12 protein-coding genes are annotated in these 16,531 nt (G+C 63.3%); 10 read left to right on the plus strand and 2 right to left on the minus strand.

Translation table 11 applies throughout. From position 1 onward, the window contains the following. Window positions 1–302 precede the first annotated feature (302 nt). From araD1 to EO99_RS0111480, 10 genes are all read left to right on the plus strand, one after another. Window positions 303–1,292, plus strand: coding sequence for an AraD1 family protein (araD1, locus tag EO99_RS0111435; RefSeq protein WP_029618773.1), 990 nt, complete (start codon window positions 303–305; stop codon window positions 1,290–1,292). 8 nt (window positions 1,293–1,300) lie between these two features. Then, the gene (locus EO99_RS0111440; RefSeq protein WP_029618774.1) at window positions 1,301–2,224 is read left to right on the plus strand and encodes a Gfo/Idh/MocA family protein; all 924 of its coding nucleotides are present in this window, start codon (window positions 1,301–1,303) and stop codon (window positions 2,222–2,224) included. Between the two features lie 48 nt (window positions 2,225–2,272). Then, on the plus strand, window positions 2,273–4,117 hold the full coding sequence (locus EO99_RS0111445) for an IlvD/Edd family dehydratase (RefSeq protein WP_037111674.1): 1,845 nt from the start codon (window positions 2,273–2,275) through the stop codon (window positions 4,115–4,117). Window positions 4,118–4,192: 75 nt separating this feature from the next. Continuing rightward, complete coding sequence (gene chvE / locus EO99_RS0111450) at window positions 4,193–5,257, plus strand: multiple monosaccharide ABC transporter substrate-binding protein (RefSeq protein WP_029618776.1); 1,065 nt, start codon at window positions 4,193–4,195, stop codon at window positions 5,255–5,257. Between the two features lie 60 nt (window positions 5,258–5,317). Beyond that, the gene (gene mmsA, locus EO99_RS0111455) at window positions 5,318–6,880 is read left to right on the plus strand and encodes a multiple monosaccharide ABC transporter ATP-binding protein (protein ID WP_029618777.1); all 1,563 of its coding nucleotides are present in this window, start codon (window positions 5,318–5,320) and stop codon (window positions 6,878–6,880) included. Further along, the gene (gene mmsB / locus EO99_RS0111460) at window positions 6,877–8,067 is read left to right on the plus strand and encodes a multiple monosaccharide ABC transporter permease (protein ID WP_037111676.1); all 1,191 of its coding nucleotides are present in this window, start codon (window positions 6,877–6,879) and stop codon (window positions 8,065–8,067) included. Before mmsA ends, mmsB begins: the two co-directional genes overlap by 4 nt. A gap of 126 nt (window positions 8,068–8,193) precedes the next feature. Further along, complete coding sequence (locus tag EO99_RS0111465) at window positions 8,194–9,015, plus strand: DUF1206 domain-containing protein (RefSeq protein WP_029618779.1); 822 nt, start codon at window positions 8,194–8,196, stop codon at window positions 9,013–9,015. Between the two features lie 31 nt (window positions 9,016–9,046). Further along, window positions 9,047–9,754: a phosphatase PAP2 family protein gene (locus EO99_RS0111470; RefSeq protein ID WP_029618780.1), complete on the plus strand. Its 708-nt coding sequence runs from the start codon at window positions 9,047–9,049 to the stop codon at window positions 9,752–9,754. Window positions 9,755–9,861: 107 nt separating this feature from the next. Then, on the plus strand, window positions 9,862–10,443 hold the full coding sequence (locus tag EO99_RS0111475) for a J domain-containing protein (RefSeq protein WP_029618781.1): 582 nt from the start codon (window positions 9,862–9,864) through the stop codon (window positions 10,441–10,443). A 65-nt stretch (window positions 10,444–10,508) separates the two neighbouring features. Further along, window positions 10,509–11,006 carry a cupin domain-containing protein gene (locus EO99_RS0111480; protein WP_037111679.1) on the plus strand — a complete coding sequence of 166 codons (498 nt, stop codon included), beginning with the start codon at window positions 10,509–10,511 and terminating at the stop codon, window positions 11,004–11,006. A gap of 19 nt (window positions 11,007–11,025) precedes the next feature. Here the strand turns inward: EO99_RS0111480 and glgB are convergent, their stop codons facing one another. Together glgB and treS are read right to left on the minus strand one after the other, a co-directional pair. Next, window positions 11,026–13,236, minus strand: a complete 2,211-nt coding sequence (gene glgB / locus EO99_RS0111485) for a 1,4-alpha-glucan branching protein GlgB (RefSeq protein WP_029618783.1) — start codon at window positions 13,234–13,236, stop codon at window positions 11,026–11,028. Next, window positions 13,233–16,529 carry a maltose alpha-D-glucosyltransferase gene (treS, locus tag EO99_RS0111490; RefSeq protein WP_029618784.1) on the minus strand — a complete coding sequence of 1,099 codons (3,297 nt, stop codon included), beginning with the start codon at window positions 16,527–16,529 and terminating at the stop codon, window positions 13,233–13,235. Before treS ends, glgB begins: the two co-directional genes overlap by 4 nt. Window positions 16,530–16,531 lie beyond the last annotated feature (2 nt).

Here is a 16,531-nt window from a genome sequence, read left to right on the forward strand (position 1 = left end):
TAAATCCTCCCAGAAGATGATGGCCTATGACCTCCTCACATTTCCATATTGTCATACTTTTGCAAGGGGGTTTTTGAGGAGTTGTCTGAAAAAAACCGTATAGCCGGCGAGTTGCTCGGTGTTTTCTTGCTGATTTAGCAGCATAAAAGATGTTTATTTGAGTGCGGCCGGTGGGATAGCTGTGCGCTTGACAATGGCCCCATCGCTCCAATAATCCTATTATATTCTCTCCGGCATGATCGGGGTGGGAGGAGATGGCCGCCGCGTGCGGCCTTACCGAAAGTGCTTTGGGTAGAGGGTCAATGCTGCGAATTCTTCAAGTGCGTGATGGCGACGGCGTCAAGGTTGTTGCCTGGGATGGTGTCGGTGCGGGACGGGTCGTGCGCGACGCCGCATCCACCTACGATCTGGCCATGGGTGCCATCGAGGCGGGGCAGTCCCTGCAGGAGCGCATCGATGCGCTCGGCTATGCGGAAGACATCGATCTTCGGCGCGCGCAGGACGAGGGACGATTGACGATCCCGGTGTCGCACGCGGATCCGGCGCATTTCTTCGTTGCAGGAACGGGCCTGACTCATCTCGGGTCTGCCGACGGACGCGACAAGATGCACAAGGCGGCACAGTCCGCAGAAAAGCCCACCGATTCCATGCGCATGTTCCAGATGGGCGTCGAAGGCGGCAAGCCGGCGGACGGCCAGGTCGGCGTGCAGCCGGAGTGGTTCTACAAGGGCGACGGTTCGCAACTGCGCCCCACCGGCGAGGAGCTGGTTTCGCCCGCCTTCGCGCTCGATGGCGGGGAAGAGCCTGAGCTCGCCGCCATCTATCTGATCGGACCGGATGGCACGCCGTTCCGCCTCGGCTTCTGTCTCGCCAATGAGTTCTCCGACCACGTGACCGAGAAGGGCAACTATCTCTGGCTTGCTCACTCGAAGCTGCGCCAGGCGGCTCTCGGCGCCGAGCTCATCGTCGGCGATCTGCCTGCGCATGTGGAGGGAACGTCGCGCGTTCGCCGTGGCGATGCGGTGATCTTCGAAAAGCCCTTCCTGTCGGGCGAAGCGAACATGTCGCATTCGATTGCCAACCTCGAGCACCATAACTTCAAGTACGAGCTTTTCCGCCGTCCCGGCGACCTGCACGTGCACTTCTTCGGCACGGCAACGCTGTCGTTCTCGGAAGGCGTCAAGACCGAGCCAGGTGATGTGTTCGAGATCGCTGCCGAGCCGTTCAAGCTGCCGCTCGTCAATACGCTGACGGTGGCTGCTGAGGCGCCCGTCTCCATCCGCAAGCTCTGAGGCGCGCCATGAGCATCCGTCTCGGCATCGTTGGACTGGGCAAGATTGCCAGGGACCAGCATCTCGGTGCCATTGAGGCGACCGGCGGCATCGAACTGGTTGCCGTCGCGAGCCGCAAGGCGACGCTCGACGGCGTCGCCTCGTTCAACGACATCCAGGATCTGTTGTCGTCCGACGTCGAGATCAATGCCGTCTCGCTCTGCACGCCGCCGCAGGGCCGGTTCGAGCAGGCGATGGCCGCCATCGAAGCCGGCAAGCATGTGATGCTGGAAAAGCCGCCCGGCGCGACACTTTCCGAGGTCCATGCGCTGGAGGCTTTGGCGAAAGAGAAGGGCGTGACGCTTTTTTCCACCTGGCACTCGCGCGAAGCCGCTGCCGTCGAGCCGACACGGGCACTGCTGGCGCAGCGGACGATCCGCAGCGTCGCGGTGGAGTGGAAGGAAGACGTTCGCCACTGGCATCCGGGCCAGGCGTGGATCTGGGAGCCGGGCGGTCTCGGGGTCTTCGATCCCGGCATCAATGCGCTGTCGATCGTGACACGGATCATGCCGGTGCCGTTCCACCTCGTTCGCTCGGACCTGTTCTTCCCGGAAAACCGCGCAGCGCCGATTGCGGCGAGCCTTGTCTTCGAAGCCGTCGGCGGCATGGCCGTGACGGCAGAGTTCGACTGGCGGCAGACCGGACCGCAGACCTGGGACATCCGCATCGACACGGAAGAGGGGCCTGTCGTCGTCACTCATGGCGGCAGCCGGCTCACCGTCGATGGCGAGCAGCGGATGGTCGAAGAGGACAGGGAATACCGGAACCTCTACAAGCATTTCGTCCAGCTGGTCGGGGAGGGCCGCAGCGACGCGGATTTCTCGCCGCTGGTCCATGTCGCCGACGCTTTCCTGCTCGGACGCCGGCATGCCGTCGAACCCTTCGAGGACTAGCGATGCGTGCCGCTCGCCTCGTCCCCATCCACGCGTGAGAAGTAGACCATGACAAATTCCGAAAACCTGCCTTCGACCGAAATTGCCGAAACGGACCATACCCGCGGAGAGACGACCAGACTGCGGTCGCGAGCCTGGTTCGACAATCCGCACAATGCGGACATGACGGCGCTCTATCTCGAGCGCTACATGAATTTCGGCCTCAGCCAGGCGGAATTGCAGTCGGATCGCCCGATCATCGGAATCGCCCAGACCGGCTCCGACCTGTCGCCCTGCAACCGGCATCACCTGGAGCTCGCCAAGCGCCTGCGCGAAGGCATCCGCGAAGCCGGCGGCATTGCGATCGAGTTTCCGGTGCATCCGATCCAGGAGACCGGCAAGCGTCCGACCGCCGGCCTCGACCGCAATCTCGCCTACCTCGGACTTGTGGAAGTGCTCTACGGCTACCCGCTCGACGGCGTCGTGCTGACGATCGGCTGCGACAAGACCACGCCGGCCTGTCTCATGGCGGCGGCGACGGTCAACATCCCGTCGATCGCGCTGTCGGTCGGCCCGATGCTGAACGGCTGGTTCCGCGGCGAGCGCACCGGCTCCGGGACGATCGTCTGGAAGGCGCGCGAACTGCTCGCCAAGGGCGAGATCGACTACGCCGGCTTCGTCAAGCTGGTCGCCTCGTCGGCACCGTCGACCGGCTACTGCAATACCATGGGCACCGCGACCACGATGAATTCGCTGGCCGAAGCGCTCGGCATGCAGCTTCCGGGCTCGGCCGCCATTCCGGCGCCCTATCGCGATCGTCAGGAGGTTGCCTATCTGACCGGTCTTCGGATCGTGGAAATGGTCAAGGAAGACCTGAAGCCCTCCGAGATCATGACCAGGGAAGCCTTCATCAACGCCATCCGCGTCAATTCGGCGATCGGCGGCTCGACCAACGCGCCGATCCATCTGAACGGTCTCGCACGCCACATGGGCGTCGAGCTGTCCGTCGACGACTGGCAGACCTATGGCGAAGATGTGCCGCTGCTCGTCAACCTGCAGCCGGCCGGTGAATATCTCGGCGAGGACTATTATCACGCCGGCGGCGTTCCGGCCGTCGTCAACCAGCTGATGAACCACGGCCTCATCCACGAGGATGCGATGACCGTCAACGGCAAGACGATCGGCGAGAACTGCCGCGGTGCCATAATCGAGGACGAGAAGGTCATCCGTCCCTTCGATCAGCCGCTCAAGGAGCGCGCCGGCTTCCGCGTCCTGCGCGGCAACCTGTTCTCGTCGGCAATCATGAAGACCAGCGTCATCTCGCCCGAATTCCGCGAGCGCTACCTGTCGAACCCGGACGATCCGGAGGCCTTCGAAGGTCGTGCGGTCGTCTTCGACGGACCGGAGGACTACCACAAGCGGATCGACGATCCGTCGCTTGCAATCGACGCGCATAGCGTCCTCTTCATGCGCGGCGCCGGCCCGATCGGCTATCCGGGCGCGGCGGAAGTGGTGAACATGCGCGCCCCCGACTACCTCCTGAAGCAGGGGATCACGTCGCTGGCCTGCATCGGCGACGGTCGTCAGTCGGGAACCTCGGGCAGCCCGTCCATCCTCAACGCCTCTCCGGAGGCGGCTGCGGGCGGCGGCCTGGCTCTGCTGAAGACCGGTGACCGCGTGCGCATCGACGTCGGTCGCGGCACGGCCGACATCCTGATTTCCGAGGAGGAGCTTGCCGAACGCCGCCAGACCCTGGAGGCCCACGGTGGCTATCAGTATCCGAAGCACCAGACGCCCTGGCAGGAAATCCAGCGTGGCATCGTCGGTCAGATGGAATCCGGCGCGGTTCTCGAACCCGCCGTGAAATACCAGCGGATTGCGCAAACGGAAGGCATTCCGCGCGACAACCACTGAGTTGCAAAGGCTGGCGGCAGGGGGCCGCCAGCCATTTCAGCGGACAAAGACGTCCGCCTTTTCGGAGGAGTAATTATGAAAATGCTGAAATATCTGACGACTGCCGCGATGCTGGCATCGATGGCGTTTGCCGCGCCGGCCGGCGCCCAGGACAAGGGCCTTGTCGGCGTTGCCATGCCGACCAAGTCCTCTGCCCGCTGGATCGCCGACGGCGACAACATGGTGAAGGTCCTGCAGGAGCGCGGTTACGAAACCGATCTTCAGTATGCGGAAGACGACGTTCCGAATCAGCTCTCGCAGATCGAGAACATGATCGTGAAGGGCGCCAAGGTTCTCGTCATCGCCTCGATCGACGGCACCACGCTGTCGGACGTGCTGCAGCAGGCAGCCGATCAGGACATCAAGGTCATCGCCTATGACCGCCTGATCCGCGATAGCGGCAATGTCGACTACTACGCCACCTTCGACAACTTCCAGGTCGGCGTGCTGCAGGCGCAGTCGCTCGTCGACGGCCTGAAGGCCAGCGGCAAGGAAGGCCCCTACAACATCGAGCTCTTCGGCGGTTCGCCGGACGACAACAATGCCTACTTCTTCTACGACGGCGCCATGAGCGTGCTGCAGCCGATGATCGACAGCGGCGAACTCGTCGTCGGCAGCGGCCAGACCGGCATGGACCAGGTTGCCACCCTTCGCTGGGATGGTGCCACGGCACAGGCCCGCATGGATGCTCTCCTGAGCTCGACCTACTCCGACAAGCGCCTCGACGCCGTCCTGTCGCCCTATGACGGCATCTCGATGGGCATCCTGTCTTCGCTGAAGGGCGTCGGCTACGGCAGCGGCGACATGCCGATGCCGATCGTCAGCGGCCAGGATGCGGAAGTCCCGTCGGTGAAGTCCATCCTCGCAGGCGAGCAGTATTCGACCATCTTCAAGGACACCCGTGACCTTGCAAGCGTCACCGTCGACATGGTCGATGCCGTGATGACCGGCAAGGAGCCGGAAGTGACGGACACCAAGACCTATGACAACGGCGTCAAGGTCGTTCCATCCTACCTGCTGAAGCCAGTCGTCGTGAACAAGGACAACTGGGAAGAAGTCCTGGTTGGCAGCGGTTACTACACCGCAGACCAGATCAAGTAAGCTATCTGAGGGCGCCTGCGGAGACGCGGGCGCCTTTTTTCCCAGCAGCGGAGTTTCCGGATGCTTGCACCCGCGGTTTCGGCCGAACAATTGCCCATTCTCGAGATGCGCGCCATCTCCAAATCCTTCGGCGCCGTCAAGGCGCTTTCCGACGTGAGCTTTACCGTTCGCGAAGGAGAAATTCATGCCCTGGTCGGCGAAAACGGCGCCGGCAAATCGACCCTGATGAAGGTGCTGTCCGGCGTTTATCCGCATGGCAGCTACGAGGGTTCCATCCTGCTCGACGGGCAGGAGCGGCACTTCCGCGACATCAATGATTCCGAGGAACTCGGAGTCATCATCATCCACCAGGAGCTGGCACTCATTCCGCTGATGTCGATCGCGGAAAACATCTTCCTGTCCAACCCGCCGTCGCGTTTCGGCGTGATCGACCGGTCGGCAGTCCACGAGCGGACCAAGGCCCTGCTCGCCAAGGTCGGATTGAGCGAGACGCCGGATACGCTGATCACCAACATCGGGGTCGGCAAGCAGCAGCTCGTGGAGATCGCCAAGGCGCTGTCGAAAGACGTGCGGCTGCTGATCCTCGACGAGCCGACCGCCAGCCTCAACGAAAAGGACAGCGCCGCCCTGCTGGAGCTCCTGAAGGAATTCCGGGCCCAGGGCATCACGTCGATCCTGATCTCGCACAAGCTCAACGAGATCTCGGCCGTCGCCGACCGCATCACGGTGCTGCGCGACGGGCGCTCGGTCGGAACGCTCGACTGCCACGAAGGCGTCGTTCAGGAAGACGAGATCATCCGGCGGATGGTCGACCGCGACATGGAGAGCCGCTACCCGAAGCGCGACCCGAAGATCGGCGATGTCATCTTCGACGTCGAGAACTGGTCCGCCTACCACCCGCAGCATTCCGAGCGCCAGGTGGTCAAGAACGTCTCGATGCAGGTGAGGGCAGGCGAGATCGTCGGCATCTCCGGGCTGATGGGCGCCGGCCGCACCGAGTTCGCCATGAGCATCTTCGGCCGCTCCTGGGGACGCAACATCTCCGGCAAGGTGCGCCTGCATGGCAAGGACGTCGATGTGTCGGACGTGCACCGGGCGATCAAGGCGGGTCTCGCCTATGTCACCGAGGACCGCAAGCATCTGGGCCTGATCCTGGGCGAGGACATCCGCAAGAACATTTCGCTGGCCCATCTCGGCGGCGTCTCGTCACGCGGCGTCATCGACGACATCGACGAGATGAAGGTGGCGCAGGATTTCCGCACCCGGATGCGGATCCGCAGCCACAACGTCTATCAGGAGACCGGCAAGCTGTCCGGCGGCAACCAGCAGAAGGTGGTGCTGTCGAAATGGCTGTTCACCGGCCCGGACGTGCTGATCCTCGACGAGCCGACCCGCGGCATCGACGTCGGCGCGAAATACGAGATCTATTCGATCATCAACGAATTGGCGGACGCCGGGAAGGCCGTCATCGTGATCTCCTCGGAGATGCCGGAACTGATCGGCATCTGCGACAGGATCATGGTGATGCACGAGGGTGAGTTCGTCGGAGAGGTGGCCGGTGAGGAGGCCACCCAGGAAAACATCATGCGTGCCATCATGCGCCGCAAAGTGAGGGAAGAATGACTAACCCGCCCAACACGCTGGCTGCGCCGCCGCGCGGCACCGGCTTCTGGAAGGACAACCTGCGCGAATACGGAATGATGATGTCGCTGCTGGCGATCGTCCTCTTCTTCCAGTTCGCCACCGGCGGCGTCATCCTGAAGCCGCTCAACATCACAAACATCATCCTGCAGAACAGCTATATCGTCATCATGGCGCTCGGCATGCTGATGGTCATCGTCACCGGCCACATCGACCTTTCGGTGGGCTCCGTGGCAGGCTTCATCGGCGCCATCGCCGCGGTGCTGATGGTGCAGTACGACCTGAACTTCGTGCTGGCGGCCGTCATCTGCCTGGCGCTCGGCGGCCTGATCGGGGCGGCACAGGGCTTCTGGATCGCCTATTTCAAGATACCGTCGTTCATCGTCACGCTGGCGGGAATGCTGGTGTTCCGCGGCCTGATGATCGCCGTCCTCGGCGGGCGTTCGATCGGTCCCTTCGACCCGACCTTCCAGAAGCTGTCCTCCGGCTATATTCCCGAGTTCGTATCGTCCAGCAGCGGCGTCTATCTCACGTCTTTCGCCGTGGGTCTCGCTGCTGCAGCCTTCCTCGTCTGGCAGAACTTCAAGGGCCGCTCGCGGCGGGTCCTGCATGAGGTCGAGACGGAGCCCTTCGGCTTCTTCGTTGCTAAGAATGTCGCGATCTTCCTGGTGATCGGCTATGTGGCCTATCTGCTGGCCTCCCACCGCGGCATGCCGAATGTGCTGATCATCATGGCACTCCTGATCGGCTGCTACGCCTTCTTCACCAACAGGACGATCTTCGGCCGGCAGATCTATGCGGTCGGCGGCAACGAGAAGGCGGCGGCCCTGTCCGGTATCAAGACGGCGCGGCTGACCTTCTTCACCTTCGTCAATATGGGCGTGCTCGCGGCTCTGGCCGGCCTGGTGTTTGCCGCGCGTCTGAACACGGCGACGCCGAAGGCCGGCATCGGCTTCGAGCTCGACGTGATCGCCGCCTGCTTCATCGGCGGCGCCTCGGCCTATGGCGGCGTCGGCAAGGTCACGGGTGCCGTGATCGGCGCCTTCATCATGGGCGTCATGAACAACGGCATGTCGATCCTCGGCATCGGCATCGATTATCAGCAGGTGATCAAGGGGCTGGTGCTTCTGGGTGCCGTCTGCGTCGACGTCTACAACCAGCGCCGCTGATCTCGCCATTCCGGCTGAAACCAAAGGCCCGCTTCCTCAGGAGGCGGGCCTTATCGTTTTGCAGCATCGGCTTCCGGAACCGCCTTGGTTCCGACGCGTTCGCTTTGCTGAAACGGAGGTCCCCCCATGCCCGATGAGGTAAGGTTCGAATGGCTCGCGCGCTTTGGCTATGCCGCGCGTGGCGTTGTCTATCTGCTGGTCGGCGGCATCGCGCTGCTGTCCAGTTTCTCAGGCGGTCAGGCGGATCAGGAGTCGGCGCTGCAGATGGTCCTGCGGCAGCCGCTCGGCTGGATCTGGCTGGGGCTGATCGGACTTGGCCTGATCGGCTTCATCGTCTGGCGGCTGGCACAGGGCATCCTCAACGCCGACGGCCATCCCGGCAACGCCAAGGGCTATCTGACCCGTGCCGCCATGATCGTCAGCGCGATCACCCACGTGGGGCTTGCCTCCTTCGCGCTTCGTCAGGCGTTTCAGCTGTCGATCGGTGGCGGATCAGGCAGCAGCCAGGAGAGCTGGACGTCCTGGCTCATGCAGCAGGCCTTCGGTCCCTATCTCGTCGGGGCCGTCGGTCTTGCCATCATTGCCGGTGGCGTCGTGCAGATCCTCAAGGGTGTCAAACGGCGCTATCTGAAATACGTGAACCTTTCGCCCGCCAGGCACCGAGCACTCGATCTCATCTGCGTCTATGGTCTGGCGGCGCGGGGCGTGATCTTCCTTATCATCGGCACCTTCTTCCTGTATGCCGCCTGGGTGGTTGATCCGGAGCAGGCCGGAAGCACGGCAGACGCGATGGCCTGGGTGCGCCAGCTTCCCTTTGGACGGATCCTCTATGGTTTCGTGGCCCTCGGTCTTTTCGCCTTCGGCGCCTATGGTTTGATCGAAGCCCGGTATAGAACTGTGCGGGCACCCACCCTAGATGATGCCAAGCGCGCAGCAGCAATGGCCTAGATCGCCGGACAACCGGCATACGGAGTTACAGATGGCCTACCACCAGCGGGTCGGACGAAGGATCGTCGAGCGGATCATGACGTTCGAACCCATCAGCCTTGTATTGTTTGCCGTGGCTGCGGGCGGCCTCTTCGTGTTCTTCCAGTTGACCGGAGAAGTGCTCGAAGGCGAGACGCGTGCCTTCGACGAGACCGTCCTGCTGATGCTTCGCAGCGCCGAAGATCCCGGGACGGCCATCGGGCCTTTCTGGCTCTCGCATGCGATGAACGATATCACGGCGCTCGGTGGCACGACCGTCCTGTCGTTGATGACGGTGCTCGTGACAGGCTACCTCGTTCTGGCCAGACGCAGGAAGATCGCGATTTTCACCTTCCTGTCCGTGGTCGGCGGATGGGCGCTCAGCGCTTCGCTGAAGCTGGGTGTTGCCCGTCCCCGACCCGACATCGTGCCTCATCTCGTGGAAGTCCACGACCTGAGCTTTCCGAGCGGCCACGCCATGCTCTCGGCGGTGACCTATCTGACGCTCGGCGCGCTGCTGTCGCGGGCGGAACCAGGGCGGATCACCCGGATCTACACCATCGGCGTTGCGGTATTGCTGACCTTCCTCATCGGGGTAAGCCGGGTCTTTCTCGGTGTCCATTATCCCACGGACGTCCTGGGCGGCTGGTGTGCCGGCGCAACCTGGGCGCTGATCTGCTGGTTGATCGCCCGCCGCTATATCGCCCAAACTCCCGGCTAGGTTCCGTGCCTTGGATGGGGAAAAAGCCGTTTCGGCTTGAGCGAAGCCTCGCCAAGCTCTAAACCATAGCGGCGGGATGACGACCGAGCAAAATCAGGTGGGACACGTTGATCGATCCATATGACACCCTCGGTGTTGCACGAAATGCCGACGCCACACAGATCAAGACCGCCTACCGCCGGCGGGCGAAGAACGCTCATCCGGACACCGGTGGCGACGTGGACGCGTTCGCGAAACTGACGACATCCTACGAGCTGCTCTGCGATCCGGTGCGGCGGAAGGTCTTCGACGAGACCGGCTATGACCCGACGCTGGCCGACACGAAGGACCTCGAGGGGCTGCTCGTGCTCGAGACGCTCATCAATGATTTTATCCTCGACGAGCGCGAGCCGGGAAGCTTCGATCCGGTGGCCGCCATGCGCCGCAAGCTCACCGACAAGATCGTCAATGTCCGCTTTCACATCCTGGAGCTCGAGCGGCATCGTGCCCGGATCCGCAATCACCTGGACCGCATCGGGCGCAAGCCGGAGACGGATTTTCTGGGCAGCATGATGCGGGCGCGCAGCGATTCGATCACCGATGCCATTCTCAAGGCCGAGGCGCAGATCACCACCATCGAGAAGGCCTACCAGATGCTCGACGGGTATTCCTACGAGCTGGAGCTGGAGGCGAGGAGCGCCGCGGAGTAGCGGCTGCTCTGGTCGAACGCCGAAGCCCTCCTAGCTTAAGAGAAACGAGCATAGGAGGCCTCTGCATGAAGACCGACCATTTCCTGTTGTCCGAAAACGACTGGGTCCCGAACAATCCGCGGCTGCCGGTGATAGTCCACAGCGGCCTCTCGTCGGAGGAGGAGTCCCTGGCGGACATGTTTGAAGCGACGTTCGCGGAAAACGGCTGGCAGGGCATCTGGCGCAACGGCATCTTCGACTATCACCACTACCACACGACCGCCCACGAGGTGCTGGGGATCGCGCGCGGGCAGGCGAGGGTTGTGCTGGGCGGTCCCGGCGGCCGCGAGCTGCAGGTGCAGGCCGGAGACTGCCTCGTGCTGCCGGCAGGCACAGGCCACTGCAGGATTTCGGCCAGCGACGACTTCCTCGTCATTGGTGCCTATCCGGCGGGGCAGGATCCGGACCTGCGGCGCAGCGAGGCGGGCGAAAACGGGATGCGTATCTTGAACACGCTTCCCGTTCCCGAAACCGATCCTCTCGGCGGCGCGACGCTTCGGGACTTGTGGGGAGACGGCGGCTGAGAGGCCGCCGTCTGTTTAACTAGTCGCGGCTCCAGCGCAGGAAGATGGTGGAGAGCGGCGGCAGCGTCAGCACGATCGACTGCGCCTTTCCATGCGAGGGATGCTCTTCGCTCCAGGCCTCGGAGTTGCCGAGGTTGGAGCCGCCGTAGACGCCCGCGTCGGAGTTCAGGATCTCCGTCCAGCGGCCGGCTTCCGGAACGCCGACCCGGTAGCCGTGGCGGGGCATGGGGGTCATGTTGGATATGGCGAGCACGCAGGACGAGCGGTCCTCCGGCCAGCGCAGCATTCCGAAGATCGAGTTCTCCGCATCGTCCCCGATCGCCCACTCGAAGCCTTGCGGGTTGATGTCGCCATAGGTGAGGGCCGGTTCCGTCGCATAGAGGCGATTGAGATCCCGGATCAGCCGCTGCACGCCGGCGTGCTGCGGGTTGTCGAGCAGATCCCAGACGATCGAGCCGTCATGGTTCCATTCGGTTTCCTGGCCGATCTCGCAGCCCATGAAGAGCAGCTTCTTGCCAGGATGGGCCCACATGAAGCCGTAGTAGGCGCGCAGGTTGGCGTGCTTCTGCCAGACGTCACCCGGCATCTTGCCGAGCAGCGAGCCCTTGCCGTGCACCACCTCGTCATGGGAAATCGGCAGCATGAAGCGCTCGGAGTAGGCGTAGACCATGCTGAAGGTCATCATGCCGTGGTGATACTTCCGGTAGACCGGATCTTCCTCCATGTAGTGCAGGCTGTCGTGCATCCAGCCCATGTTCCACTTGAAGTCGAACCCGAGGCCGCCCTGTTCCGGCGGTACCGTGACGCCCGGCCAAGCCGTCGATTCCTCGGCAACGGTGAAGGCATGCTCACAGCGGTGGTGGATGATGCTGTTGAGGTGCTTGAAGAATTCCACCGATTCCAGGTTCTCACGTCCGCCGTACTTGTTGGGGATCCACTCGTCGGCATTGCGGCTGTAGTCCCGGTAGAGCATCGAGGCCACGGCATCCACGCGCAGTGCGTCCACGTGATAGTGTTCGAGCCATTCCAGCGCGCTGGCGATCAGGAAGCCCTTCACCTCGTTGCGGCCGAGGTTGTAGATCAGCGTGTTCCAGTCCTTGTGGAAGCCTTCGCGCGGGTCCTCGTGTTCGTAGAGGGCCGTGCCATCGAACCGGGCAAGGCCCCAGACGTCGGTCGGGAAATGCGCCGGCACCCAGTCGACGATGACGCCGATGCCGGCGGCATGGCAGCGATCGACGAAATAGGCGAAGTCTTCCGGCGTGCCATAGCGGCCCGTCGGTGCAAACAGGCCAAGCGGCTGGTAGCCCCAGGAGCCGCCGAAGGGATGCTCCATGATCGGCAGCAGTTCGATGTGGGTGAACCCGAGATCCGCGGCATAGGGAATGAGGCGCTGGCTGAGTTCGATCCAGTTCAGGTTGCGGTTGCCCTCTTCGGGAACTCGCAGCCAGGATTCCAGATGCACCTCGTAGACGGACATGGCGTCCCTGCCGTCGCGGACCGGAGCCTGGGAGCGCATCCACTCGTCGTCCGTCCAGCGGAACGGGGCGTTCGAGGCAACGATCGACGCGGTCGAGGGCGCGGCCTCGCTGGCGCGCGCCACGGGATCCGCCTTCTGCGGCAGCGTATGGCCGTTGTAGTCGATGATCTCGAACTTGTAGCGCTCGCCCGGACCAAGCCGGGGGAGAAACAGTTCCCAGATGCCGGCGGAGCCGCGCAGCCGCATCGGGTGCCGGCGGCCGTCCCAGGCGTTGAAATCGCCGACGACGGAGACGCGGCGGGCATTGGGTGCCCAGACGGCGAAACGGACGCCCGATACCCCATCAACGTCCATCGGCTGGGCGCCGAGGGTGCGACCGAGATCGTAGTGGGTGCCCTGGGAAATCAGGTGAAGGTCGAGATCGCCCAGCAGAAGGCCGAAGGAATACGGGTCCTCGGTCTCCTGGACCGCATCCGGCCAGGAGATCCGCAGGCGATAGGAACCGCGTCCTCCGATGTCGGCGGCAAACAGGCCGCCGCCGAAGACCTGTTCCATGGGGGTGATGACGCCATCACCTTCGGTGTCGATCACCTCCACGGAGGTGGCTCCCGGCAGGAAGGCACGCACCACATTGGTCTGGCCGACGGGGTGGCGACCGAGGATCGTAAAGGGGTCGCCGTGACGCCCCTCGACGAGTGCCTGCAGGGCAGCGTGATCGATATTGGCGAGCAGATCGTCGCGCTCAAGGTTCATTCCGCATTCTCCATGAGGCGTTTTGCGATTTCCGAAAAGCCGCCCAAGGGAATTGGTAGCCATTTCGGGCGATTGCGAGCTTCATAGCTGATCTCGTAGGCCGCCTTTTCCAGAAGGAAGAGGTCGAGCACCGCGCGATATGTCTCTTCCGCCATGGCCAGTGGTCCGGCTTCCGCCACCACCTGCCTGTAACGCTCCAGGAACGCCGCTTCCGCATCCCGTCCGAACTGCGAAACGATCGAGTGGCGGCGAGACTGGTCGGCATCGACCATCACATCCTGCTCGAGGTCCGCCGTTGCAGCGAGATAGCTCAGCGAGCGCAGGAAGCCTGCGACGTCGCGCAGCGGGCTCGACTTGGCCCGGCGTTCCGCAAGGTCCCGGGCCGGCTCGCCTTCGAAGTCGATGAGATAGGCATCGTTTTCGGCAACGAGGATCTGGCCCAGGTGGAAATCGCCATGATGGCGCGTCATCAGCGTGTCGATGCCGGCACTGGCAAGCTTGCCGGCAGCGCCGAGCAGTTCCTCACGGCGGTCCAGCAACGGCTGTACCTGCTGGGCGACCTCCGGATCGAGATTGCCTTTCTCCTCGACCAGGATGTCGAGTGCAGAACCGATCTGATCGGCAACCGACTGGCGCCATGCGTCCGTATCTTCCTGCCGCGCCGTGATCGGCTGGAAATCCGGATCGTCGGTCTGCTGGGACAGAGCCAGATGAAGCTCGCCCAGTCTCTGGCCGATGGTGCCTGCGAAATCCACCAGCGGCTTGAACTGTTCGGTGACGTCCGCTTCTTCCTCGCCTGCGGTCAGCAGGATGTCGTCGATGCCACGGCGCAGATTGCCGAGCATCCAGGTCCAGGCGTCGCCCTGATTGCGGATCATGCCCTGGACAATGATCAGAGTGTAGCGGGATCCGTCAGGTGCGGTGCGGGCGACCTCGCCCAGCAAGGGAGCGGTATTCTGATAGCCCACCTTGGTCAGGTAGCGGGTCATCTCGACCTCCGGGTGGATGCCCGGGAAGATCTTGCGGATGAGCTTGATGATCGCCTTGTCGCCGATGATCAGCGAGCTGTTGGACTGCTCCGCCGAGAGCCAGTTGACGTTCATGTCCTCGGTCATGCCCATGCCGTCGAGCTGCTCGGTGCCGATGAACTCCAGCGTGCCGGCACGACCCGAGATCTGCGACCGTTCGCAGAGCGAGCGGATGGTGGCGCGGGCCATGGCCTCCAACGCAAAGCCGTCCGTCAAAAAGCCGACGCGTCGGCCCTGGCGGATGCGTGCCAGTGCGAGCTGCTGGGCGAGGGCCGGCGGCTGCGTTTCGTCCCAGGCCGCCGCAAGCGGCAGGAGGTAGGTTTCGGTTCTGCCTTCCAGCTCCGCTTCCAGCTCACCGAGCAGGATGTTGCCGGCGAAGGGCAGCGGCGTTGCAGCGACCAGGTTGGCGCTCTTCAACTTCTCGCCCTTCGATCCGAACCAGCGGCGCTTCGTCAGATAGGCCGGCAGGATCTCGCGCGACATGGTGTTGACCAGACGCGGCTCTTCGAGGAGTTCGTGCAGGTCGCGACGGATCACCATCGTGGCGAAGTCGGCAAGCTGTTCTGGCGGTTCGGTCCGCCAAGCGGGACCATCGGCCTCGGCAACCAGCTGGAACCAGAAGAAGCCGTAGGGAGGCATGGTCAAGAGATAGGTGAGCTGGCCGATCGGCGGGAAGGGCGACATGCCGGTCAATTCGATCGGAACGCGGCCCTGGAACTCCGAGAGGTCGAGCTCGACGGCCTGCGGAATCCGCGACAGGTTGGCGACGCAGAGGATTGTCTCGCCCTGGTATTCGCGCATGTAGGCCAGGATCTTGCGATTGCCCGGCGTCATGAACCGCAGCGAGCCGCGTCCGAAGGCTGGATGCTTGCCGCGCAGCGACAGCATGCGCCGCGTCCAGTTGAGGAGCGAGTGGGCATCGGCGGCCTGGGCTTCAACGTTGACCGCTTCGTAGCCGTAGAGCGGATCCATGACCGGTGGCAGAACCAGGCGCGCCGGATCGGCCTTGGAGAAGCCGCCGTTGCGGTCGGGAGACCATTGCATCGGGGTGCGCACGCCGTCGCGGTCGCCGAGGTAGATGTTGTCACCCATGCCGATCTCATCGCCATAGTAGAGCACCGGGGTGCCTGGCATTGAGAGAAGCAGGGCGTTCATCAGCTCGATGCGGCGACGGTCGCGCTCCATCAGCGGCGCCAGGCGACGGCGGATACCGAGGTTGATGCGCGCGCGGCTGTCGGCTGCATAGGTGCTCCAGAGGTAGTCGCGCTCCTCGTCCGTCACCATTTCGAGCGTCAGCTCGTCGTGGTTGCGCAGGAAGATCGCCCACTGGCAGTTTTCCGGGATCTCGGGCGTCTGGCGCATGATGTCGGTGATCGGGAAGCGGTCTTCCTTGGCAATCGCCATGTACATGCGCGGCATCAGCGGGAAGTGGAATGCCATGTGGCATTCATCGCCATCGCCGAAATAGTCGCGGGTGTCTTCCGGCCACTGGTTGGCTTCGGCGAGCAGCATCTTGCCGGGGTGCGTCGCCTCGAGCGCTGCGCGGATCTTCTTCAGGATGTCGTGGGTCTCGGGAAGGTTCTCGTTGATCGTGCCTTCCCGTTCGATGAGGTAGGGGATCGCGTCGAGGCGGAAGCCGTCGATGCCGGTTTCCAGCCAGAAACGCATGACGTCGAGCAGTTCTTCCAAGACCTGGGGGTTGTCGAAGTTCAGGTCCGGCTGGTGTGAATAGAAGCGGTGCCAGTAGTAGGAGCCTGCGACCGGGTCCCAGGTCCAGTTCGACTTCTCGGTGTCGATGAAGATGATGCGCGTCTCGGGGAATTTCTGGTCGTCGTCGGACCAGACGTAGAAGTCACGCTCGGGCGAGCCGACCGGCGCGTTCCGCGCCCGCTGGAACCAGGGATGCTGGTCGGAGGTATGGTTGATCACGAGCTCGATGATCACCCGCATGCCGCGGGCGTGGGCGGCATCGACGAAGGCCTTGAATTCGTCCATCGTGCCGTAGTCGGGGCTGACGTCGCCGTAGTCGGCGATATCGTAGCCGTCATCCCGACGCGGGGACGGGAAGAAGGGCAGGATCCAGATCGCTGTCGCACCCAGAGACGAGATATGATCGAGCTTCTCGTGCAGTCCCTTGAAATCGCCGATGCCGTCCCCGTTGGCGTCGTAGAACGACTTCACGTGCAGCTGATAGATAATCGCATCCTTGTACCACAAAGGGTCCTGGATGGTCGTGTCCTGGGCCTGCGCCTGCAGGTTGTCCATGC

The sequence above is a fragment of the Pseudorhizobium marinum genome (genome assembly GCF_000705355.1).
Lineage (GTDB): Bacteria > Pseudomonadota > Alphaproteobacteria > Rhizobiales > Rhizobiaceae > Neorhizobium > Neorhizobium pelagicum.

Coding starts and splice junctions, on each gene's coding strand:
- EO99_RS0111440 (WP_029618774.1), top strand. CDS start 1,301: ATGAGCATCCGTCTCGGCATCGTTGGACTGGGCAAGATTGCCAGGGAC.
- chvE (WP_029618776.1), top strand. CDS start 4,193: ATGAAAATGCTGAAATATCTGACGACTGCCGCGATGCTGGCATCGATG.
- EO99_RS0111480 (WP_037111679.1), top strand. CDS start 10,509: ATGAAGACCGACCATTTCCTGTTGTCCGAAAACGACTGGGTCCCGAAC.
- treS (WP_029618784.1), bottom strand. CDS start 16,529: ATGGACAACCTGCAGGCGCAGGCCCAGGACACGACCATCCAGGACCCT.
- EO99_RS0111445 (WP_037111674.1), top strand. CDS start 2,273: ATGACAAATTCCGAAAACCTGCCTTCGACCGAAATTGCCGAAACGGAC.
- mmsA (WP_029618777.1), top strand. CDS start 5,318: ATGCTTGCACCCGCGGTTTCGGCCGAACAATTGCCCATTCTCGAGATG.
- EO99_RS0111470 (WP_029618780.1), top strand. CDS start 9,047: ATGGCCTACCACCAGCGGGTCGGACGAAGGATCGTCGAGCGGATCATG.
- glgB (WP_029618783.1), bottom strand. CDS start 13,236: ATGAACCTTGAGCGCGACGATCTGCTCGCCAATATCGATCACGCTGCC.
- EO99_RS0111465 (WP_029618779.1), top strand. CDS start 8,194: ATGCCCGATGAGGTAAGGTTCGAATGGCTCGCGCGCTTTGGCTATGCC.
- mmsB (WP_037111676.1), top strand. CDS start 6,877: ATGACTAACCCGCCCAACACGCTGGCTGCGCCGCCGCGCGGCACCGGC.
- araD1 (WP_029618773.1), top strand. CDS start 303: ATGCTGCGAATTCTTCAAGTGCGTGATGGCGACGGCGTCAAGGTTGTT.